Genomic DNA, 22,346 nt, shown 5'->3' with positions numbered 1-22,346 from the left:
GCAACCGCCTCTAGTCTGTAACTAGACGTTTCTGCGCGTCAAAGGCCGGTCGCCTTGACCGGCTTACCGGTTGCTCTCTATACCCACCGAGCTTGAACGATGAAAAAGAACGCTGAGCCTTCTGCGGTCAATGATGCTGTGCACGGCGATTTTATCCCTCGGGTATGGGGCCTGATTACACCCTATTGGCGCAGTGAAGAACGTGCTGGGGCCTGGACGTTGCTGGTCGCTGTTATTGCCTTGTCGCTGGTCAGCGTAGGCCTCTCGGTGTGGATCAACCATTGGTACAAGGACTTTTACAACGCGCTGGAAAAAAAGGATGGCGCGGCCTTCTGGAGCCTGATCGGTTACTTCGGGATCATCGCGGCAGTGGGTATTGTCGGTGCGGTCTACAGGCTTTATCTCACACAGATGTTGACCATACGCTGGCGTCGCTGGCTGACCGAGGAGCACTTCGCGCGCTGGCTGGCGCACAAGAACTATTACCAGCTGGAGCAGGGCAGTTATACCGATAACCCTGACCAACGCATCAGCGAAGACATCAACTCGTTCACCGACAACACGCTCACGCTTGGCTTGGGTTTGATCCGCAACGTGGTCAGCCTGGTGTCCTTTTCGATTATCTTGTGGGGCGTTTCAGGCAGTATTGAAGTCTTTGGCATCACCATACCCGGCTATATGTTCTGGTGCGCGCTGGTGTATGCCGCAGTGGGCAGTTGGCTGGCGCACTTGATCGGTCGTCGTCTGATTGGCCTGAGTAATCAACAACAACGCTACGAAGCTGACTTGCGTTTTTCGATGGTGCGGGTGCGTGAAAACGCCGAAAGCATTGCCTTGTATAACGGTGAACCCAACGAATATGAGCGCTTGAGTGAACGCTTCACCAAGGTCTGGAAGAATTTCTGGACACAAATGAAGGTGCAGAAACGCCTTACGTTCTTCACGGCGGGTTATTCGCAAATCGCCATTATCTTTCCGTTTATTGTCGCGGCACCGCGATACTTCGCAGGCAACATCGAGCTGGGCGAGCTGATGCAGATCAACTCGGCCTTCAGCAATGTGCAAGAAAATTTCAGCTGGTTTATTGATGCCTATGTGACCCTGGCCGCATGGCGCGCGACCTGCGACCGGTTACTGAGCTTTCGTCAGGCTATGACCGACAATGAGCTACGCCCCCCTGCCATTGATGTGCGGGCCCAAGGCGACGCGTTACTGGTTGATGAACTGGACCTGACTTTGGCCGATGGGCGCCCCTTGCTGTGTGACGCCAACCTACGGGTGGCGGCGGGCGAGCGAGTCATGCTCAGTGGTCGTTCAGGCAGTGGCAAAAGCACCTTGCTGCGGGCGATGGGCGGTTTGTGGCCGCAAGGGGGTGGGGCGATTCGGTTGCCTGAACAGCGCGCTCTGTTTTTGCCGCAAAAGCCTTACCTGCCCATCGGCACCTTGCGTGACGCGTTGAGTTATCCACAGGAGAGCACCCTTTACGCGCTTGAAGAGTATGAGCGCGTGCTGCGCGACTGCCGTCTGGGGCATCTGGTGTCCAAGCTTGATGAACCTAATCACTGGCAGCGTTTGCTCTCTGGAGGTGAACAACAACGCCTGGCTTTTGCCCGTGTGTTGCTGTATCGCCCGCAGTGGCTGTACATGGACGAGTCCACGTCAGCGATGGATGAAGAAGACGAAGCGATGATGTATCAGGCGCTGATCGACCAACTCCAGGGCTTGAGCATTGTCAGTGTGGGGCATCGCAGCAGTCTGGCGCGCTTTCATGCCCGGCACGTGCGTATTGAAACCGGTCAGTTGGTTGTGCAGTAGCTCGCTGACCTCTGCCGGTCGCGGTAAACAGCATGCTAGAGTGCTGTTTCCCGCTTTTTGGAATATGCCATGAGTTTTCTATTTCGCAGTGTTGCTTTGAGCCTGTTGATGGCCAGCCTGCCATTGGCGGCCGCGCCCGCTGCGACTGCGCCGTTGCATGCGCAGTTTCTACCGGCTGATGACCTTCAACTGCGGGCCGAAGCGCCCGAGCACCAACAGTTGATGTTGGTGACCTCTTACTCTGTGGTGGTGGGCAGCCAGCGGCAGTCCAATCAGCAGCCGATTCCGGTCACATCGCCTCTACTGGTGCGCCTCAAGGGTAAGCCTATGAGCCAGGGGGCAACGGTGCGTGAAGTGCTGATGACATTCGATGGCGAAAGTAAAAGCCTTAAAAAGCCGACATTTGACAGTAAAACCCGCACTTTGAACCTGTCTTATCCACAGAGCCAATACCGCGTGATTATGGATTTGCTGCGCAATGACACGGTCTATGTTCAGTTTTTGACCTATGCCAATGGCCATGTCTGGGCTGATTTGCACACCGGCAGCGTGCGCGCACGTTGAGCCTTGGGTAAACTGCGGGCCCCGTGAAGTTTGAGCAGGTTGGAGTCGGACATGCGTAAAGACAAGAAACAGTTGATTGGTGATGAGATTGGCGACGAGCAGGTCAAGTTATTCCTGGATTTTGAGCCGGTAGACGCCACTTCACCCTCGCTGCACAAACTGATCAAGGCCTATCGTGGCCTGCGTATTGACGATTTCGAGCGTTTTCTGGGCTTTTTCAAAGAAGCCGGCTACGACCTTGATGGCAAAGATGAGCATGGCCAGACCTTTGTCGACCTCATCAAAGACCAGCGCAATGCTGCCGAATACATCGAGCTGATCGAGCAAGCCCGCTGATCCTGTAGCAGCTGACGAGGAACGAGGCGGCGTCCGGCGGCGAAGCCGTCGTAAATTCAGGTGTCACGTTTTATCAGGCAAGACGCACACTCAGGTTTTACGATTGCTTCGCAACCGGACGCCGCCTCGTCCCTACGGCAGCTGCTACGGACTCAAGACCCTTCCTACGAATCGCATTCGCTTTGGCGCATGGGGCTTTTGCGTGGGCGAGCAATACTCGATGATGAAGCGGCCCATAAGGACTATGGGTCGATGACTCATAGGAATTGAGCAATGACGGGTACATTGGTAAGGATAACCGGCCTGATGTTGGGGCTTTTTGGCCCGGCCGCGCTGGCGTTGGATCCGGTGCTGGAGGTCGAAATATTCAACGCAACGGAGCATGACATTTCGCCGGGTAAGGATTTTTCATGGTTGAGCCAGCCAGAGAACTCGGGCCATGACTTTGTTATTACACCGGGCGGCAGTCAGGAATTGATGTATTACTTGCCCGAATCTCGGGGCACCCAAGCATTTACCTATCAGTACGGCGAGCAAGCGTGTCACTTCGGCTTTGGCCACCTCACGCCAGATTCTGCCAACCTCAATCGTTGGGTGGGGGCCAAATCTGTGGGTTCAGTGCCTGCTCAATGCAGTGCCGAGCAGATTGCCGTACCCGACGACGATGAGTTTGTCAGCCACGGCGGTTCACGGGTGATGTTTACGATGCGATGAGGCAATAAAAAGCCCGCGCTCCATAGTGGGGCGCGGGCTTTTTGTGCGCCCCTTTATGGGGCGATGGTGTTACGCGATGCTGGTTGCAGTGCTCGGTGCGACCAGTTCCAGCAACTCGGAGTTGCGGGTGCTGATTTCACGGTACAACTGAGCGTCGGTTTCGAGGGCTTTTTCACGAGCCGGGAAAATTTCCTTGAGCTTGGTGGCCCATTCACCTTTGGCCTTGTCGGCGAAGCAGCGCTCAATCAGGTCAAGCATGATCGAAACGGTCACCGAAGCGCCCGGAGATGCGCCCAACAGCGCAGCCAACGAACCGTCCTTCGCTGCTACCAGCTCAGTGCCGAACTGCAACACACCGCCTTTTTTCGGATCTTTTTTGATGATCTGAACCCGTTGGCCGGCCACTTCAAGGCGCCAGTCTTCGGCTTTGGCCTGCGGGTAGAAGCGACGCAGGGACTCAAGGCGTTGCTCCATCGACTGACGCACTTCGCTGACCAGGTATTTGGTGAGGTCCATGTTGTCGCGAGCTACGGCGAGCATTGGCCCGATGTTACCCAGACGAATCGACATCGGCAGGTCAAGGAACGAACCATGCTTGAGGAACTTGGTGGTGAAGCCGGCATAAGGTCCGAACAGAAGGGACTTTTTGCCATCGACCACACGGGTGTCCAAATGCGGAACCGACATCGGTGGGGAGCCAACCGCAGCCTGGCTGTACACCTTGGCCTGATGCTGTTTGACCACCTCTGGATTGTCGCAACGCAGCCACTGACCGCTGACCGGGAAGCCACCGTAACCTTTGCTTTCTTCAATGCCGGAAGCTTGAAGCAGTGGCAAGGCAGCGCCGCCAGCGCCCAGGAACACGAACTTGGCATCAATGTGACGGGTGTTACCGCTATTGATGTCCTTGATGCTCACTGTCCAGCCGCTGCCATTGCGTTTAAGGCCAGTGACTTTTTTGCTGTACTTGATCTGGGTGTCCGGAGCGCTGCCCAGATGCTTGAGCAGTTGCTGGGTCAGGGCGCCGAAGTTGACGTCAGTACCCTGCATCACGCGAGTGGCCGAGATGCGCTGGTCCGCAGGGCGGCCCGGCATCATCAAGGGCATCCATTCGTTCATGACGGCTTTGTCTTCGGTGTATTCCATGTCGGCAAACGCATGGTGCTGGCTCAGCACGTCAAAGCGTTTTTTCAGGAAGCAAACCCCTTTTTCGCCTTCAACGTAGCTCAGATGAGGAATCGGGCTGATGAAGGACTTGCACGAACCGAAGGTTCCTTTTTGCGCCAGATAGGCCCAAAACTGTTTTGACACTTCGAACTGGGCATTGATATGCACAGCCTTTTTGATGTCAATCGAGCCATCGGCCGCTTGCGGCGTGTAGTTCAGTTCACAAAGACCAGCGTGACCGGTGCCGGCGTTGTTCCACGGGTTGGAACTTTCTGCAGCACCTGAGTCCATCTGCTCAACAACTTCCAGCGTAATACCGGGGTCGAGCTCTTTGAGCAGCACGGCAAGAGTGGCACTCATGATGCCTGCTCCAACCAGTACTACGTCGACTGCTTCGTTATGCGCCATTAACGCGTCTCCAAAATCTACGGCACCAAATTGACGGCATAGCTGCCAGGTGTTCCGAGGCGTCAATCAGGTGTGCCTCAAACCACGCGTGGCCAGGATCGCCATGTCCGATTCTCGCAATTTCTTGCTACTTCAGCGGACGCTTCCAGTCGGGCCTTGAAGGTTCATATGAACGCATTTTGGTTCCCGACAGGCAATTCGACTTAAGGTCTAGAGCGTCCGATTGTGCAACCAGATCCGATGCGGACAGGCTTCAGTCTCGTGCTGTGGAGCCGACTTCGATCCTGCTTGGTGGGGCTGTTTCAGACGCTAATGGTGCATGTTCAGACGCAAAACTTTTCATTTGCTCGCCACACTCTTGTGAAGTTGTGAAAACCCGTTTTTTTTCACGCTCTCTTGAAGACGTGAACCTCAAAAAAGGGCTGTCGCACGCGTGGCACCGAACACCAGTGGCCGAGCGTTATGACAGCTCTGGCAGACCGTGTGAAAAATGGGGATCGACGCATAAAAAATCAAGCGCCCCCGTTTCACAGGGTCTGTGTGGGCGGCTCTCTGTGGGCGGTGCGGGGGAGCTAATACAAGCGCATTAGCGGTGCTGCGAGGCCCGATCAGGAGACGTCCTTATAATCGGGGGGAGAGTGTATCGAAGAAACGTGGGCAATTGACCCTGTTTAATGACTTTAATTGGTTCGCCGGTCAATTTCTTTGCATTCAACCCTGGCGGTTACTGGCTGACGACTGCGTAAAACAGCGCACAGCAAGCCGCTAGTTAGCAGGGACAGTGCACCGCTATACTGGCGACCTGTTTTACCCAGTCCTGGAGAGATGAGCATGTTGCAACGCCTGTTGTTCGGTTTGATTACTGTGACCAGTTTGACGCTGGTCGGTTGCGCCCACAGCCCGCAGCAGCTTAGCCCGCAACCCAAGCTGACAACTCAGCTGGCACCCGTGGGCCGGGGCCAGCCGGTAGTGGTGCGTGTGGTAGACGGCCGTCCGTCGCCAACCCTGGGAACCCGTGGCGGCATGTACCCCGAGACCAGCGCGATCAGCGTCAGCAGCAACGACGTGATCCCCAAGCTCCAGGCTCAAGCTGAAGCGGCCGTGCGTTTGCTGGGTTTCACCCCCACCAGCAATGCAATGAATGCGCCGACGCTGACCGTTACTCTGGCTGAGCTTAAGTATCAATCGCCCAAAGACACCATGTACGTGACCGAAGCCACCATTGGGGCGACGTTTCGCTCTGATGTGAAGAACGGCGGGCGTACCTACAGTGGCCGTTATGGTGCCTCGCTGGATCAGCGCTTCGGCATGGCACCCAATCAGGAAACCAACACCAAGCTGGTCAGCGATGTGTTGAGCGACGCACTGACCCGCGTGTTCAAAGACCCGAGCATTGGTCGTTTGCTGAGCGAGTAATCGCGTTTAAACAAAAAGCCCGAACGTGCTGCGTTCGGGCTTTTTTGTGGGTGCTGCCTTCAGGCTGCTTCGGCATACACTTCAAGGCGACTGACCCCGGTCAGCAGATCCAGCTCGGGCAGGTCGGCATGGGTGTGGCCGCTCAAGGCGCAAAAAACCAGCCAGTGATGGTCCTGCACGTTAAAGGCCAAGCCCTCGATCAGTGCTTGCTGTTCGTCGCTGGGTGCGATGAGGTAAAGACGATCCTGATTTTCTGCGTGCAGCATGACAATCTCCGTGTCGGTGTCGAGGGGCCACAGAGTGACCTCTGTTGATGACGATACGGTGACAGCAGAAATTAGCACCCGATGTTCTCGTAGCAGTTGCCGAAGGCGACGTCCGATTGCGCAGCGATCGTAAAATGATTACGACGACTGCGTCGCCGAACGCAGCCTTCGGCAGCTGCTACGAAAATGAGAGGCGTTAGAGGGGTAATCCGGCCTTGATCCGGTACTGGTTGCGCACCGGCATCGCGTATTGCAGCACCAGATACGGGCGATGCTCCGCCGGGCAGGCGTCAAGGCGGCGTTGCCACTCTTGTTGGGCCTTGGCCAGTTCTTCGGCGGGGAACACTTCGGCGGCCTTGGGCACCTGCAATTGCGGGTCTGCGTCGGTCCACTGGGCATACGCCAGGTAGTGCGCAGGGAACAGGCGATAACCACTGAGAATATGACGGTCCATTTCGGCGGCCAGCAATTTGCTGTCTTCGAAGGCCTCGGTAACGGGTTCGGCAAAGTTGATGTGCACGCGGCCTTTGTAGCCGGTAATGCCGTTGGCAATGCTGGTGTCGTCTTCGCCCGGGGCTTTGGTGTAAGTGCCGGTGGTGGCGCGGATATACAGTTCGCGGGCTTTGGCCTGATCACAGGGGTCGTATTCGTAGCTGATCGACACAGGCGTCAGATTCAGCGACTGAATCACCTCGGCGAAGGGCTCGTTTTTACGGCTCATGTGGAACATTTTCAGGATCGCCGAATCAGTGCGGTCATCACCGTCCTTGGCGCGGCCTTCGGCCTGGGCAATCCAGATCGATTGGCAATCATTGATGATTGAGTGATTGATATACGCCGACAGCAGTTGATACGCCGCCAGCTTTTCGCGACGCCCGGTAATTGAGCGGTGCACGATAAAGCTTTTGTTCAGGCGCATCAGGTCGCTGACAAAGGGTTTTTGCAGCAGGTTGTCGCCAATGGCGATACGCGGCGTCGGCAGGCCCGCGTGGTACACCGCGTAGTTGACGAAAGCCGGGTCCATGACGATGTCGCGGTGGTTGGCCAGGAACAGATACGCACTGCCGGGCTTGAGCCGCTCTACGCCGGTGTAGGTCACGCCGTCAGTGGCTTGCCCAATGGTGCGGTCGACATAGACTTCAACTTTGTCCTGTAAAGTGGCGACCGAGGTGACACCTGCGAACTCTTTGCGCAGACGATGCGCTATAAGGGGTCGTAACAACCAGCCGAAAGCGCCCGCCAGACGTGGGAAGCGGAAGTGGGTCAGGATTTCCAGAAACGCCTTGTCGCTGAGCAGCCGGGCCAGCACGGCTGGGACTTCGGCGTCGTTGTAAGGTCGGATGCTATCGAATTCGCCCATCATGCTCTCTTGTTGGAAACAGCTAAGGTTAGTACACAGGGCAGGACACAATAATAGCCCTGCAAATAGACGGCGATTATACGCACAAGTCACTCTGGAGACCGCGATGCTTGAGACCGAACACTATGACTGCCCGTATTGCGGCGAATCAGCAGAGGCGGTCATCGACCTGTCGGGTGGCGATCAGCAGTACATAGAAGACTGCCCCGTATGTTGCCGTCCTATCGTGTTTAAGCTCCAGACCGATGGTCATGAGTGGATGCTGGAAGTACTCAGCGAGAATGAGGTGTGAGTGACGGCCATGCGACGTATCTATGAGCCACAAAACCTGATGGAAGCCGAGCTTTTGCTGGGGATGCTGGACAGCGAGGGTATTTATGCCCGCCTCGACGGCCGCGATCTGGTGGGCGGTACGGGCGAGTTGCCCGCGCTGGGTTTACTGGGACTGACGGTGGCCGATGATCAGGCGCGGCACGCGCGCGAGCTGATCGATGCGTACAATGCGGCATCTCCCGTGGCGGACGATGAGCCTCAAAGCTTCCCGGATGTGCTCGATTGCTGAGCCCCGTGTTTCTTGCCACCTTTATATAGAAGAGTTGTACAGCCCCATGTGTGGACGTTTTGCCCTGTTTCGTTGGAACCCTGCGTTTGCAGCCTTGCCCGGTTTTCCGGCAGATCAGCAGGCTCAGTGGAATATTTCGCCCAATGACTCGGTATTGATCCTGCGTGCCGAGGCTGAAACCGGCCAGCGTAATCTGGCACGGGCCCGTTGGGGGCTTACCCCGCCGTGGCTGACCGACCTGTCGCGCACCCCGGCGCATGCCCGCGCCGAAACGGTCGTCGAGCAGCCCATGTTTCGCGATGCCTTTAACCTGCGTCGCTGTCTGATCCCGGCCAATGGTTTTTACGAATGGCGCGGTACCACGCGAAAACGCCCTTATTGGCTGACGCCGGGTGAGGGGGCTTCACTGTTTTTCGCGGGCATCTGGGAGGCGTATCCGGTGGACGGGCACGTGTGGCTGAGCACCGCGGTGATCACACAGGCGGCGGCGAGTCAGCGTCGCCCGTTGATTCTTGATGAGGCGGGCCAACAGGCGTGGCTCGACCCTGAAACCCCGCTGCACACCCTGCAAGCGCTGTTAGCGGCGCCGCAATCGCCTTTGCGCGAGCGGCCGCTGGCTAACCTGGTCAATGACCCCAAGCTTAATGCCCCCGAGTGCCTCACGCCGGGCTAAACCTCAGATTCGCCACGCCATTCAAGGCCCACGGGCTAGACACATTTGCTAATGTCTGGACGCGCATAACCCGCAGGTTGCCGAGTCATGGCCCTAGCGCAGTTGCCAGCGCGCGCCTACCATGGCCGCCACGTTTATGGAGGCTGATGATGGGTAAATTAGCGGTAGTGTGTGCAGTGGGTGCTGGCCTGTTGCTGGGCGGTTGCCAGGCGGTGAACACCACCAGTGGCGGAGCGGTCGGCGTCGAGCGCAAGCAGTACATGTTCAGCATGCTGTCGAGTGAGCAGGTTGACCAAATGTATGCGCAGTCGTACCAGCAGACGGTCAGTGAAGCCAGCACCAAGGGCGAGCTGGATAAAACCAGCGCCAACGCCCAGCGCTTGCAGGCCATTGCCAATCGACTGATTGCCCAGGCACCGGCTTTCCGTCCCGATGCGGCGCAGTGGAATTGGGAAGTCAATTTGATCAAGAGCGACGAACTCAACGCCAACTGCGGGCCGGGCGGCAAGATCATCTTCTACAGCGGCATCATCGATCAGCTCAAGTTAAGTGACGATGAGATTGCCGCGGTGATGGGCCATGAAATCGCCCACGCCTTGCGAGAGCACGGGCGTGAGTCGATGTCCAAGGCGTACGGCATCGAGATTGCCAAACAAGGCGCGGGCGCGTTGTTGGGCTTGGGGCAAGACAGCCTGCAACTGGCCGATACCGTGGTGAACTACAGCCTGACGTTGCCCAATAGTCGCAGCAATGAGAACGAAGCGGATTTGATTGGTCTGGAGTTGGCGGCGCGGGCGGGTTACAACCCGAATGCGGCGATTACGCTGTGGCAGAAGATGGGTCAGGCTTCGCAAAGTGCACCGCCTGAATTCATGAGCACTCACCCGGCCTCTACCAGCCGGATTGCGGCGCTGGAAGCGGCGATTCCCAAGGTGATGCCGCTTTATCAGCAAGCGGCCAAGACCCAGTAACGGCTGGGCCCTCACCCCAACCCTCTCCCAAAGGGAGAGGGGGCCAGACGGTGGCGTTGTGCAAATCTGCTTTTGCTTTTAGTCCCCTCTCCCAAAGGGAGAGGGGGCAGACGGTGGCGTTGCGCAAATCTGCTTTTGCTTTTAGTCCCCTCTCCCACAGGGAGAGGGGGCCAGACGGTGGGGTTGCGCAAACTTTCTTTTGCTTTTAGTCCCCTCTCCCACAGGGAGAGGGGGCCAGACGGTGGCGTTGCGCATATCTGCTTTTGCTTTTAGTCCCCTCTCCCTCTGGGAGAGGGCTAGGGTGAGGGTCGCTTTTAAACCCAGCCGCTGATCACCATCGCCTTGTACACCGCCACTACTGCCAATACAAAGAACGCTGTCGCAGCCAAGCGGCGGATCAGGGTCAACGGCAGTTTATCCGCCGCAAAATTACCGGCAATGACCACCGGTACGTTAGCAATCAACATACCCACGGTGGTGCCGATAATCACCAGCCACAAGTCTGGATACTGCGCGGCCAGCATCACAGTCGCCACTTGGGTCTTGTCGCCAATCTCGGCAATGAAAAACGTAATCAGAGTGGTCACGAAAGGGCCGTACTTGCGCGCAGTACTGGCTTCGTCATCGTCCATTTTGTCCGGCACCAGCGTCCACAAGGCCGTGGCGGTAAAGCTGGCAGCCAGAATCCAGTGCAGCATTGCATCGGTGAAGAACCCGCCCACCCATGCTCCCACGGCACCGGCTGCGGCGTGGTTGGCGAGGGTCGCGACCACGATACCGGCAATAATCGGCCAGGGTTTGCGAAAGCGTGCGGCAAGAATAAGCGCGAGGAGTTGCGTCTTGTCGCCGATTTCGGCCAAGGCAACGATTGCAGTAGGAACAAGTAAGGAGTCGAGCATCATCAGGTAGTTTTCCAGGGGCGGGTCGACACGGCTATGACACGTACAGCCTTCCCGCCCCGGGTAAGGTGTTCGTGTCATAGGTCTTGTCAAACCCTGGTCCATCTCTGTGGACACCTGGGTCGCATGCACCATGGTCTGTTGACCAAGTATGTTGACGCATGCCGGACGAGCGTGAGGCTCGTGGGAGACTACTCCCCTAGGACGGAGCGGATTCTGCCTAGGCAAATCCGATCCGGCAAGCCCTTATTTTCAAATAGCGTCAACGACGTTTGGCGCTGTAGATGCGAAAACCCGATCCTTCAGCCTTGACCGTACAGTGGCCAAATTGCGCTTCGATGAGCGGTTGGTAGCGCAGAAAGCTATTGGCAACCAAGCGAAGTTCGCCACCTGTTTTCAGATGTTTTACCGCTTTTGTCAGCAAGTTCTCGGTGGCGTGATAATCCGTATGCACGCCGACATGGAACGGCGGATTGCTCAGAATAGTGTTCAAACCCATCGGTGCAGCGTCGATGCCATCACCGGTGATCACCTCTGCTTCCAGACCATTCGCGGCCAGAGTCAGACGACTGCTGGCGGTGGCAAACGCATCGACATCGAGCAAGGTGACGGTGTTATGCGGGTAGCGACGCTTGACTGCTGCGCCCAAAACCCCCGCGCCGCAGCCGAAATCCAGCACGTGGCCGCTCGGCAGTTTATCCAGGTGTTCCAGCAGCAGCGCGCTGCCGCGGTCCAGTCGCCCGTGGCTGAATACACCCGGCAGGCTGACGACTTTAAGCGGACCTTCTGCCAGTGGCAGTTCGTAGTGCTGAGCGAGGTCGGCCAATACCGGGGCTTGCGGTGCCGTCTCGACAGTCACTTGCCACAGTTGGCAATGCCGCGCGCTGTCGAGTTTGCGCGGTTTGCCCAGCGCCAGCAGTTGCTTGGAAGCGCCTTCGATACCGCCCTTTTTCTCACCGACCAAGAACACATCGGCGCCCGGCAGGCGAGCGGCGACCGCCTTGAGCACGTAATCGGCCAATTCCTTGGATTTGGGCAAAAACACCACCGCCGTGTCGAACGCGCGCTCTGGCACCTCAACGCCGAAGTGCACGCGCCCGGCAAAGCGGGCGTCGAGCGCGGCCTGATCACCCGCATGCCAGCACCAGCCATGGGCATTGGGCAGTTGGCCGAGTAAATCATCGGCCGGTAAGCCGACTAACAGCAGCGAGCCTTGAAAGTATTCAGGCTGACGAAGCAGTACTTCACTGCGCGGATCCATAATCTGCTCCTCAAAAAAGGGTCGCAGTTTATCAACTGACGACCCGCAGCGCTGTACCGTTGAAGAAGGCTTCGGCGTTTTCAGTCAATTGAGCAACGATTCGTTGCCGCGCCTCACGGCTGCCCCAGGCGCTGTGCGGGGTGATGATCAAGCGTGGGATGTCTGGCGCCAGTAGCGGGTTGCCGTCACGCGGTGGCTCTACGCTCAGCACATCGGTGGCCGCACCGCCCAGATGACCACTGCGCAATGCGTCGGCCAGTGCCTGTTCATTGATCATGCCGCCGCGGGCGGTGTTGACCACAAACGCTCCGGGTTTGAGCAAGGCCAGCTCGCGGGCACCGATAAAGTTTCGGGTGTGCTCGGTGAGCGGGCAGTGAAAGGTCAGCGCATCGACCTGAGGCAGCAGTTCGTTCAGTGTCAGGCGATCAGCACGGGCCGGGCGACCGGGGATTTGCCCGATCAACACGCGCATGCCAAAGGCTTCGGCCAATTTGGCCACGGCGCTGCCGAGCTCGCCATGACCGAACAGGCCCAACGTTTTGCCTTCCAGCTCGACAATCGGAAAATCCAGCAGGCAGAACTGCTTGGCCTGCTGCCATTGACCGTCGCGTACGGCGTGGTTGTAGTCGACCAGGCGTGTGGCCAGCGCCAGCAGCAAGCCCAGAGTGTGTTGCGCCACGGAAGGTGTGCCGTAGCCTTGGCAATTGGCGACGGTAATCCCTTGGGCGCGGGCTGCTGCAAGGTCGACGTTATTGGTGCCGGTGGCGGCGACCAGAATCAGCTTAAGCTCCGGGCAGGCGGCGAGGGTGCGGGCGTCCAGCTGGATTTTATTGCTGATGGCCACGCTGGCCCCTTGCAGGCGCTCGATCACGTTGTCGGGGGTGGTGTCGGTCCATAACTGCAACTCGCTGAAGCATTGACGCAGAGGGCTGAGGTCGAGGTCGCCGAGATCCAGAGAAGGGTGGTCAAGAAAGACGGCGCGCTGAGTGTTTGTCATCAACTGTACCTTTTGTGCTGTCGAGTGAAGGCGTAATGTGGCGAGCCTAACAGAAGAAACATTTTGTAATGGAGCCCTGCATGTACTGGACAGAATTTTTGACCGTTGCCCTGATTCACTTGTTGGCGGTGGCCAGCCCCGGGCCGGATTTCGCCGTTGTGGTGCGTGAAAGCGTGACCCACGGGCGACGTGCTGGTCTGTTTACCGCGTTCGGTGTGGGCACGGCCATTTTTGTCCACGTGGGCTATTCGTTGCTGGGTATCGGCATCATCGTGTCGCAGTCGATTGTGCTGTTTAACGCGCTCAAATGGCTCGCGGCGGCTTACCTGCTGTACATCGGCATCAAGGCACTGCGGGCCAAACCGGCCGACCCGGCGGCCATGGCGCAGAGCTTGCCGGTGGGCGAACGCACGGCGCGCGGTGCGTTCACGGCAGGGTTTGTGACCAATGGCCTGAATCCCAAGGCGACGTTGTTTTTCCTCTCGCTGTTTACCGTCGTGATCAACCCGCACACGCCGCTGTCGATTCAGGCCGGTTATGGCGTGTACCTAGCGGTGGCGACGGGGCTGTGGTTTTGCATGGTGGCTACGTTGTTCAGTCATCAGCGGGTGCGCAACGGTTTTGCCCGCATGGGCCACTGGTTCGATCGCAGCATGGGGGCGGTACTGGTGGCACTGGGCATCAAGCTCGCCTTTACCGAAATGCATTGATCGAGTACGTCGATCGCTGTTTGCAAAAAGGTATTTCAGTCGCGAGTTAAAGAAGCCTCCTACATCCCAGAAAGCGTTCATCCGTTAGCGTTTATCCCTCATTTCAGAGGATCGACGGATGAACGCCCATCACCGTTTCAGCCTGACCGCCCAGGCCAGCCCGAACCCGTTGGAGGTGCTGGCCTTCAGCGGTGACGAAGCCATCAGCACACCCTTTTCGTTTGCCGTTGAAGTGGTGTGTGAACGCCCTGATCTGGACCTTGAAGCGCTGCTGTACACCCCTGCCTTTCTGGCCTTTGACACGCAAGGGCATGGCGTCCATGGGCAGATTTATAGCATTGTCAAAAGCAGTTCCGGCCCACGGCTGACCCACTATCGTCTGTCGCTTCGACCGCAGTTGGCTTATCTGCTCCACCGTACCAATCACCGTATTTTTCAGAACCAGACCGTGCAGCGCATCATCGAGACACTCCTCGAAGAGCACGGCATTTTCAGCATTGATTATGGTTTCACCCTGCAAGCCGCTTACGCGCCGCGTGAATACTGCGTGCAGTACGGTGAATCGGACCTGCACTTTATCCAGCGCCTGTGTTTTGAAGAAGGTATCCACTATCTCTTCAGGCATTCGCCCGACGGCCATTTTTTACAATTCGGCGATGGTGAGGCTGCGTTCACCCCTTCGCGGGGAGCAACTCCCTTCAAGCCTGATAACGCAATGGTAGCCGGCGAGCCGTCTGTTCACAGTTTTCGCGTAAAACTGAGCCGGCGGTTCAACAGCGCCGTATCTCGCGACTACAACTTCAAGGTCGCCAGTCGTACGTTAGAGGCCGACAGTCGCGCCAATCTCCACGAACGGCCCCTTGAGGATTACACCTATCCCGGTGGTTTTACGGATCATGCTGACGGTGAGCGGCAGAGTCAGCTCGCTCTCGAGCGTCATCAAGCCGATCGTTGCGAAGGGCATGGTGACAGCGATCAACCGACCCTGTGCAGCGGCCAGTTTATGACCCTGACCGAGCACCCCAATCCGACATTCAACGCGCCTTGGCTGCTGACCCATGTTCGCCATGAAGGCAAACAGCCGCAGGTGTTGAAAGAGCAGGGCGGCGGTTCAGACATTGAGCATTTAATCGATTTTACCCAAGGCTACCGCAACCGTTTTCGGGGCATTCCCGAGACCGTTACCTACAGATCGTCCACCGTTTTCGCCAAACCCGTGGTTGCGGGTTATCAGACGGCCCGCGTCACCGGGCCGACCGGCGAAGATATTCACATCGATGCGTTCGGCCGGGTGCGGGTCAAGTTTCACTGGGACCGCAGCGAGGTAAGCAATGAGCACAGCAGCTGCTGGGTGCGCGTCGCCTCCAGTTGGGCTGGCGATTCCTATGGCGTCGTGATCACCCCGCGGGTTGGCATGGAAGTGATGATCAGCTATCTGGAAGGGGATGTTGACCGCCCCGTGGTCACCGGCTGCCTGGCGTCGAGCATCACCCCGACGCCGCTCACACTGCCAGCAGAAAACACCCAAAGCGTGTTGCGCAGCCGCAGTACGCCGGGCGGCAGCGGCCACAACGAGCTGCGCCTGCAAGACCGCAAAGGTCAGGAGTTGATCTATCTGCACGCCCAGCGAGACCTGCGGCAACACATCAAACACGACAGCCACCTGCACGTCGAAGGCAAGCGCGAAGAAACCATCGAAGGCAACAGCCGGGTGGTGCTCGATGCCGAGGATCAGCAAACGGTCACCGGCGACCGCAAAACAATGATCAACGCCAGTGATTATCTGGACACCGCCCTCAACAGTCATACCCGCGTGGGTGCGGTATGGACGGTTGAGGCGGGTGAGCATATCCATCTCAATGCGGGGGCCATGATGACACTCGACGGCGGCTCCAGCTTGAGCCTCAAGGCGGGTGGCCAACACTTGTTGCTGACGCCTGCCGGGATACACAGCAGCACGCCGATTTTGCCGGGCGGGGTGCCCATCCCTGGCGTGCCAGTGGTGTCGGCGCTGGCCGGGTCGGTTGGGGTGATGACGGCGCTGGCGTTAAAAACCCAACAACAGGCCTTCACCCAAGCCATCGCCAACCGTTCGCCGGTGTGCATGGTCTGCCAGTCCCTTGAGGAGCGCCAGCCATGATGCACGCCTACCTGTTGCTCGACAGCCATCAAATTGAGGGTCTGCATGCGCAGTTGTATGCGCTGGCGCCCACCGCCACCCCTCACTCGCTGTATCTGATGACGCAATACGCGGCCATGGCTGCCTTTGGTCCGGTAGTGGTAGGCGTTGAGCGCGATAGTCAACTGGCTAACACCTTCTACGCGAACTGGCAGGAAAAGGCAGGCATCTGGCTGGAGTCCGACGCGGCTGAAGCGGACCTCATTGCGCATTTACGCAGCCTGATTCATGTGCAGCTGGACGGTGACGTGAGCGCGTTTTTCCGCTTTTACGATCCCGTGATCACACGCCTCTGGCTGCACGATTTACCTGTGGTTGAACGTGACCGGTTGATGGGGCCGGTGCGAGTGATTCGGTTGCCGGAGGCTGATGGCAACACGCTCCTGATCAGTCAGCAAAACCCGGATCAGCCGACAGCTCGCTATGCGCCGACGCCTTGGTTGAGGCTGAGCGCACACACCCTGGAGCACCTCGGTCAGGCCCAGCGCAGTCAGTTTTTGCAACATCTTGTGGACCATGTACAGCGCTATTTTCCTCAATGCCTGCACGACCTCCACCCCCGACAGCAGCAGGCGTGGGCCTTGGCGTGTCAGGCCAGCGCCGCGCGGCAGGGCTACAGCGCAGAAGACGAAGTGATGCTCTGGGCGAGTCTGTTCGCCACTTATGGCCAAGACTTCCCGCAGGGTGAGGGGCAGGAGATTTATCGCACCCTGCTGGCAGAGCGAGGCGTCACCCCACGACAACGTCTTGATCGTGTGCTGGACGAATTGACCCTGCGCGCCATCCCAAGAGAGCCCGCCCAATGAGCGAAATTAAACCTCTGCAAACCGTTACCCAACTGGCAGAGGCCAGACGCGCTGCCGCTGCGTGCGGTCATGTCGACATCAACAGCACCGTCCAGCAATGCCCGGCCAGCCAAGGGCAACTGTTTGTCGTGCCAGTACGCTATGCCCTCAGCGAAGAACCTGTGACCCATTCTGCCTTCCAGCCGGGCGTTGACACTCAAAGTCATCCCATGGCGGCGCGGTTGCTGCGCGTCGGTTTTATCTACGTGTGGCAGGGCAAGGGGCCGCTACAGCGGTATGCCGTGGCGGAGAACAATCGGTTGCGCAAACAGGCGCTGGACGACGATGACACCGTCGTGGTCGTGGGTGATTTGAGCGGTATTGCACTGGCCAAGCACCAGTCGGCGTGGATGCTGTACAGCGAAATCCCGCTCAAGCCCCAGCATTGCGAACACCTGAACGATCCAGAGGTTCGCGCCCGGCGCATGCGCTGCCTCGACTTGAGAACCGTCGCCAACACCCTGCAAGCGCCTCATTGCGTGCCCTTGCAAGACGCGGCACAGGTCATCGGCGAGTTGATACCCAAGACCTACGATCTGACCTTGGCGATGGATTTTCAGCGCGACCAACAGGCTTACCGTAGAAGCGTGGATGAGTTGGGTGATCAGCTATCCAAAAAGCACACCTCTGCCACGGTCAAGTCCTACACCGATGCCGTGCGTTGGCTGAATGAACGAGAGCAAATAGCAGCGAACTATCCGCAGCTTTCCGAAGACGTCCCGCCACCGGGAGAGTGGAGTGCCCAAACGTGGGCACCCACCGCCAGCAAAACGCTTATGGAAATTGCTCACGAACAATCGAGCGGTTTACACAGCGTACTGGCCTGCCTCGATGATGACCTGGGTGTGCTGCGCGACATCAATCATGAGCAGGAATTGGTCGAGTACCGCCATGAACAGTGGCAAACCGATAACAACCTGCGCTTGAGCATTGGCGGGTTTGTGAGGAGTTTGATCACTGAGGACGCTGCAGAATTATCAGGACTGATCAGCTATCGCTACCGTGATCGCGACATTGTGATGACGCTCGATCAGGCCCAAATCCTGATGGATGCCCGCACACAATTAGCAAAGCTGGCCAGAGACCGTTACACCGCCAACATTCGGCGCGGCACCACCCACAGCAATGTAGAAGCTGATACTCGTTTGGCTGAAATACATCTGCGCGAGCAGGCTGCCGTATTCCCTGTGCGCGGGTTTATTCCCCTAGATCTGCACAGTGAAGTGATAGAACTGGTGCGCGATTATCAGGAAAGCAAAGCCAACAATATCAACAACAAGCACGCCAGCGACAAGGTCGGGGAATACATCGACTTGCCGGCGATGAACACCTGGCTCGACACCACGGCTCCGGCGCACTTTGCGCAGGTTCAGCAGCGCCACGAAAGCCTGTATTCAGACCGTGGGCTGTACTTGCAGCGCCATCACAGCGCGACCTGGCAAGTCGATTACAGCGACCCTGACCACACCCATTGGCTGGACACACTGGCCGTGGCCTGCCTCAGTGGCCAATGCATCCGCACCCAGGGTGCCGAGCAATACGCCGATTATGTGCGCAGTCCTGATGAAGGGGCGTTGCGCCAATTGTTCTATGGCTGGAACCCGACGCTGGATGCCGCGGTTAACAGCACCACGCGCGCAGGCGAATTGATCATGGCATTGGGGCTGGAAAATCAGGCCAACGCCAAGCAGGGCATTATCAAGGTCCTGGGGGTGTTGAACGAGTCAATGGTCACCCGTATGGGTATTCGTGCGGAAGACATCCAGGGCAGTTGGGCAACATTGGTCAAGCGGTTGGGGGCCGCGTTGCTGCTGCTTAAAGGCGAGCACGGCAATGCGCCCGGCGGCACCTGGCTGGCCATACTGGTGGCGGCTCGTTTGGGGAGTGGCGTCGGGTTGCGTGCGGTCAAGGAAGGGGCCTTGCGGACGTGGGAACTGTTTGGCAAAGCCGGGGAAGATATTGCGCAATGGGCCAAAAAAACCGGCGATGCCATTGGTGCAGGGCAAGTGTCCAAAATCCTTAACTCCCAAGCGGTGAAGGGCAGCGGAGGGTTGGTGGCTTTGGCGGCGTTATTGCTCAATAGCTGGAACGCCAAGAATTATCTCTCGCAGGCAGGGGCTCTGGAGGGAATGGATCGGCAGCGGATTAATGACACGGCATCTGCGACGTTGTATGCAGGGGCTGCGTTATTAGCGGTTATTGATAGTCAGATGAGGAGTAAGGTTGCTGAGAGGGTGTTTACATTTAAGTTACCCGGTAGCCGCTGGGTTTCAGCACCCGTATTAACTTTTTTTGGATTCTTCATCGGTGGCTTTTCAGCGGCCGCAGCTTTCAATGAGTTTTTGTCTCTTCAGAATCAGTTAGAAAAAGCTCAAGGTTCACTGGATCCGTGGTTGAGCATGCGGACTAACGTAGTAGGTGGACAAGTTTTCGCATTTGGTGCCCAGGCAGTATTAGGACTTTATTACACTGCCAAAGTCCTTGCTGGAGCAATGACAGCTAAAGCAGCTATAGCGGCTTACGCTATTTGGATGGGGCCGCTAAATTTATTGGTCGCTGTATTGGGTGTGTTGTATTTGATTGCATGGTACTTCCAGCAAACACCCATACAAAAATTTCTAAACTCGTGTTGTTGGTCCAAAGCCCGCGCCAGCGAACTAAGCCCCATTACAATTGAGAATCAGCAAGATGAACTAAACAGGCTCTACGGTATTCTGTACTCCCCGAGAGTCAGCTTTAAAGGGCGTGATGAACCCGTTGGCGCCAATAGCTATGTGGGGGTGAAGTTCACCACCTTTATTGATTCCCTGACTATTGATTTACCTGGGGCGGAACCGGGTAATGCGCACCTCGAAATCGCCATGATTGGTAATCCAGTGGATTCGCCGGCGATGTGGGCGCGTATCAAAAATGGTGAAGGTCGCCTGCGCGCGGAAGAACCTATGCAAACCCTGGGTGATCTGTGGATAAAGCACAGCCGATGTGAGTGGATCCCGTATACCCAAGGTCAAGGGTTACGTTTGACAGGCAATTTCTTGAAGGTTGTGCCGGGTGTCTTTGTCTCTCAGCCTTCAAAAGTGTCCTTGCGGTTGCGCTATCGCACGCCGTTGACTTCCCTGCTGGGGGCACTCAGCTACGTCGGTGGCGAACGAGGTGTAGCCTTTACAGTGAGCAGTTCATCAGGCGTTGTTGAACTTCGTAACGATCCAACTCCAGAACTGGATAGAGCGCCTAACTATGTTTTAGGTAATCAAGAGTTTTCGGTGCTCTGGCAGTCGGGGTTGAAGAAATGAGTTCTCCTGCGGCTGGAACAATCAAAAAAAGCGTCCTTTCTCAGCAGGACTACTTGGCACCGTTGCCAATTCCGACCGGTCAGAAGCCAGTTGATATGGCCAACATGATTTGGCGCAAGAATGATGTTTTTTTAGACATAGGGAATTTTAATATTGGCGGAGTAATGGTGCTTTGGTGTGCGACGCTTTTTTATTTGATTCTTGGTTTAAGCTTTAAAAATATCGATCCTGAAGTTACCAAATTTGCGATTTTGAGTGGGCTCGTTATTGTAGGGATTCCCGCAATCGTATTTGTCTACAATTTAAGCCGCCCAACGCCATTGCCAATACGCTTCAATCGCCAGCGTCGTGAAGTTTGTGTACCTCGAGAAGAGGGCGAGTATTGGATTGTGCCTTGGGAAACAGTCACCGCCGCAGCATCGCAGCATTCTTCAGTCAGTCAGGCAGGAAAAACGACTTCGGGAATGCTGTTTATTAGCTTTGATAACCCTGATCCTCTTGCATCCGAAGACAACAAGCACTGGATGTGGGGGTTTAACTGCGGCGGCAATGAAGCCGCGATGTCAACGTGGGAATGTATTCGCAGTTACATGGAAATCGGTCCGCACGCCATACCTCAATGCAATAATTTTGAAGGGGCGCGTACCAACTTTAAAGACCGTGGAATAGTTTGGGGTAACTGCTGTGAGTATGCGCAGGGTATTTGGAAGCATCTGCGGGACGGGGAGGTCGGTGAAGCCATTTGGTTAATACTGGGTATCTTCGTTTTTGGCGCCCCCGTAGCCTTCATGCTGCAAACTTGGAAACTCTCACCGCCACCCACATTGGATTACCCCGAGATCATCGAATGGTCCAAACCCCTGCCCCCTGAGCAATGGGCCAAGCGTTCAGACGCTTTGGAAGCCGCCATTATTCAGCGCGACGCGGAATTGCTTGCGAGAGCACAGTCATGACTACAGAAGCCGCGGGCACTACAAAAAATAATTTATTTTCGCAGCAGGACTATTTAGCTCCGTTGCCCATTCCGACCGGCGAGAAACCGGTTGATATGGTCAACATGATATGGCGCAAGAACGATATTTATTTGGATATAGGGAATTTCAATATTGCTGGAGGCGTTGCGTCGATTTGGTTTTTGTCTTTGGTTTTCATAAGCCTTGGCACCTATATGGCAAGAATTTCTCCGCATGATGGTATTTACATTCTTTCAGGATTAGTTCTCTTTCTTGGACTGCCGACACTCATATTTATCTACAACCTGATCCGCCCAACCCCATTACCAATTCGCTTTAATCGCCAGCGCCGCGAAGTCTGCGTCCCCCGAGAAGATGGCGAGTATTGGATCGTGCCCTGGGAAACAGTCACCGCCGCAGCATCGCAGCATTCTTCAGTCAGTCAGGCAGGCAAAACGACTTCGGGGATGCTGTTTATAAGCTTTGACAACCCCGACCCGCTTGCGCCCGAAGACAATAAGCACTGGATGTGGGGGTTTAACTGCGGCGGCAATGAAGCGTCGATGTCAACGTGGGAATGTATACGCAGTTATATGGAAATTGGGCCGCATGTTTTACCGCAAAGTAATGGCTTCGAAAAAAGTCGCGCCAGCCTTAAAGGGCGAGGCCTGTTATGGGGAACGTGCTGTGCCTATGTCGAGGATTTTTGGCTGCACTTACGCAAAGGTGAATTATGGGAGGCAACGTATTTGATACTGTGCATATTCCTGTTCGGCGGCCCCCTCATCTTCATGCTGCAAACCTGGAAACTCTCACCGCCACCCACATTGGATTACCCCGAGATCATCGAATGGTCCAAACCCCTGCCCTCTGAGCAATGGGCCAAGCGTTCAGACGCTTTGGAAGCCGCCATTATTCAGCGCGAAGCAGAATTGGCAGCCCGTCCCGCTTCTTGAA

The 22,346-nt window shown here is 56.8% G+C and carries 21 protein-coding genes and 1 riboswitch; of the genes, 15 read left to right on the top strand and 6 right to left on the bottom strand.

Annotation, left to right across the window (positions count from 1 at the left end; all coding sequences use genetic code 11):
- The first annotated feature begins 99 nt into the window (after positions 1 to 99).
- The 4 genes from FJD38_RS05560 to FJD38_RS05545 all read left to right on the top strand — a co-directional run bounded on the left by FJD38_RS05560 (position 100) and on the right by FJD38_RS05545 (position 3,429).
- Positions 100 to 1,815, top strand: coding sequence for an ABC transporter ATP-binding protein/permease (locus FJD38_RS05560; protein ID WP_146384280.1), 1,716 nt, complete (start codon positions 100 to 102; stop codon positions 1,813 to 1,815).
- 69 nt (positions 1,816 to 1,884) lie between these two features.
- Positions 1,885 to 2,379, top strand: a complete 495-nt coding sequence (locus tag FJD38_RS05555; RefSeq protein ID WP_122785774.1) for a hypothetical protein — start codon at positions 1,885 to 1,887, stop codon at positions 2,377 to 2,379.
- Positions 2,380 to 2,430: 51 nt separating this feature from the next.
- Positions 2,431 to 2,715 carry a PA4642 family protein gene (locus FJD38_RS05550; protein WP_122785773.1) on the top strand — a complete coding sequence of 95 codons (285 nt, stop codon included), beginning with the start codon at positions 2,431 to 2,433 and terminating at the stop codon, positions 2,713 to 2,715.
- Positions 2,716 to 2,988: 273 nt separating this feature from the next.
- On the top strand, positions 2,989 to 3,429 hold the full coding sequence (locus FJD38_RS05545; RefSeq protein WP_146384278.1) for a hypothetical protein: 441 nt from the start codon (positions 2,989 to 2,991) through the stop codon (positions 3,427 to 3,429).
- A gap of 69 nt (positions 3,430 to 3,498) precedes the next feature.
- On the opposite strand, the gene mqo is transcribed toward FJD38_RS05545, so the two are convergent.
- Positions 3,499 to 5,004 (bottom strand): malate dehydrogenase (quinone), encoded by a 1,506-nt coding sequence (gene mqo / locus FJD38_RS05540; RefSeq protein ID WP_146384276.1) that lies wholly within the window; start codon positions 5,002 to 5,004, stop codon positions 3,499 to 3,501.
- A gap of 831 nt (positions 5,005 to 5,835) precedes the next feature.
- Here mqo and FJD38_RS05535 point away from each other — a divergent pair.
- The gene (locus FJD38_RS05535; RefSeq protein WP_122785770.1) at positions 5,836 to 6,420 is read left to right on the top strand and encodes a YajG family lipoprotein; all 585 of its coding nucleotides are present in this window, start codon (positions 5,836 to 5,838) and stop codon (positions 6,418 to 6,420) included.
- A gap of 59 nt (positions 6,421 to 6,479) precedes the next feature.
- Here the strand turns inward: FJD38_RS05535 and FJD38_RS05530 are convergent, their stop codons facing one another.
- Entirely contained in the window at positions 6,480 to 6,686 is a 207-nt protein-coding gene (locus tag FJD38_RS05530) for a hypothetical protein (protein WP_122785769.1), read from the bottom strand.
- Between the two features lie 196 nt (positions 6,687 to 6,882).
- A complete protein-coding gene (locus FJD38_RS05525) occupies positions 6,883 to 8,049 on the bottom strand; it encodes a 1-acyl-sn-glycerol-3-phosphate acyltransferase (RefSeq protein ID WP_122785768.1) in 1,167 nt (388 codons plus the stop codon).
- Between the two features lie 103 nt (positions 8,050 to 8,152).
- Between FJD38_RS05525 and FJD38_RS05520 the strand changes: the two genes are divergently transcribed.
- From FJD38_RS05520 to FJD38_RS05505, 4 genes are all read left to right on the top strand, one after another.
- Positions 8,153 to 8,338 carry a CPXCG motif-containing cysteine-rich protein gene (locus FJD38_RS05520; RefSeq protein ID WP_146384274.1) on the top strand — a complete coding sequence of 62 codons (186 nt, stop codon included), beginning with the start codon at positions 8,153 to 8,155 and terminating at the stop codon, positions 8,336 to 8,338.
- A 9-nt stretch (positions 8,339 to 8,347) separates the two neighbouring features.
- Entirely contained in the window at positions 8,348 to 8,608 is a 261-nt protein-coding gene (locus tag FJD38_RS05515; RefSeq protein ID WP_146384272.1) for a putative signal transducing protein, read from the top strand.
- Positions 8,609 to 8,654: 46 nt separating this feature from the next.
- Complete coding sequence (locus FJD38_RS05510; RefSeq protein ID WP_146384270.1) at positions 8,655 to 9,281, top strand: SOS response-associated peptidase; 627 nt, start codon at positions 8,655 to 8,657, stop codon at positions 9,279 to 9,281.
- Positions 9,282 to 9,430: 149 nt separating this feature from the next.
- Positions 9,431 to 10,252: a M48 family metallopeptidase gene (locus FJD38_RS05505; protein WP_122785765.1), complete on the top strand. Its 822-nt coding sequence runs from the start codon at positions 9,431 to 9,433 to the stop codon at positions 10,250 to 10,252.
- A 314-nt stretch (positions 10,253 to 10,566) separates the two neighbouring features.
- Here FJD38_RS05505 and FJD38_RS05500 read toward each other — a convergent pair whose 3' ends face one another.
- The 3 genes from FJD38_RS05500 to FJD38_RS05490 form a co-directional block, all read right to left on the bottom strand.
- Positions 10,567 to 11,151, bottom strand: a complete 585-nt coding sequence (locus tag FJD38_RS05500) for a TMEM165/GDT1 family protein (RefSeq protein ID WP_122785876.1) — start codon at positions 11,149 to 11,151, stop codon at positions 10,567 to 10,569.
- A 91-nt stretch (positions 11,152 to 11,242) separates the two neighbouring features.
- Positions 11,243 to 11,364: riboswitch (yybP-ykoY riboswitch) on the bottom strand.
- Between the two features lie 49 nt (positions 11,365 to 11,413).
- Positions 11,414 to 12,412, bottom strand: a complete 999-nt coding sequence (locus FJD38_RS05495) for a class I SAM-dependent methyltransferase (RefSeq protein WP_146384268.1) — start codon at positions 12,410 to 12,412, stop codon at positions 11,414 to 11,416.
- Positions 12,413 to 12,443: 31 nt separating this feature from the next.
- Complete coding sequence (locus FJD38_RS05490; RefSeq protein ID WP_146384266.1) at positions 12,444 to 13,409, bottom strand: 2-hydroxyacid dehydrogenase; 966 nt, start codon at positions 13,407 to 13,409, stop codon at positions 12,444 to 12,446.
- An 80-nt stretch (positions 13,410 to 13,489) separates the two neighbouring features.
- Here FJD38_RS05490 and FJD38_RS05485 point away from each other — a divergent pair, with 80 nt between their 5' ends.
- From FJD38_RS05485 to FJD38_RS05455, 6 genes are all read left to right on the top strand, one after another.
- The gene (locus FJD38_RS05485; protein ID WP_122785762.1) at positions 13,490 to 14,119 is read left to right on the top strand and encodes a LysE family translocator; all 630 of its coding nucleotides are present in this window, start codon (positions 13,490 to 13,492) and stop codon (positions 14,117 to 14,119) included.
- Positions 14,120 to 14,237: 118 nt separating this feature from the next.
- Complete coding sequence (gene tssI / locus FJD38_RS05480) at positions 14,238 to 16,259, top strand: type VI secretion system tip protein TssI/VgrG (RefSeq protein WP_146384264.1); 2,022 nt, start codon at positions 14,238 to 14,240, stop codon at positions 16,257 to 16,259.
- Complete coding sequence (locus FJD38_RS05475) at positions 16,256 to 17,104, top strand: DUF4123 domain-containing protein (protein ID WP_146384262.1); 849 nt, start codon at positions 16,256 to 16,258, stop codon at positions 17,102 to 17,104. Before tssI ends, FJD38_RS05475 begins: the two co-directional genes overlap by 4 nt.
- Positions 17,101 to 20,436: a toxin VasX gene (locus tag FJD38_RS05470; RefSeq protein WP_167654231.1), complete on the top strand. Its 3,336-nt coding sequence runs from the start codon at positions 17,101 to 17,103 to the stop codon at positions 20,434 to 20,436. The genes FJD38_RS05475 and FJD38_RS05470 overlap by 4 nt, the downstream gene beginning before the upstream one ends.
- Complete coding sequence (locus FJD38_RS05460) at positions 20,433 to 21,389, top strand: DUF6708 domain-containing protein (RefSeq protein WP_146384260.1); 957 nt, start codon at positions 20,433 to 20,435, stop codon at positions 21,387 to 21,389. The genes FJD38_RS05470 and FJD38_RS05460 overlap by 4 nt, the downstream gene beginning before the upstream one ends.
- A complete protein-coding gene (locus FJD38_RS05455; RefSeq protein ID WP_146384258.1) occupies positions 21,386 to 22,345 on the top strand; it encodes a DUF6708 domain-containing protein in 960 nt (319 codons plus the stop codon). Before FJD38_RS05460 ends, FJD38_RS05455 begins: the two co-directional genes overlap by 4 nt.
- Position 22,346: the final 1 nt, after the last annotated feature.

Origin of the sequence: Pseudomonas saxonica (genome assembly GCF_007858365.1) — a bacterium.
Taxonomy (GTDB): Bacteria; Pseudomonadota; Gammaproteobacteria; order Pseudomonadales; family Pseudomonadaceae; genus Aquipseudomonas; species Aquipseudomonas saxonica.
This window is presented reverse-complemented; position numbering and strand designations above follow the sequence as displayed.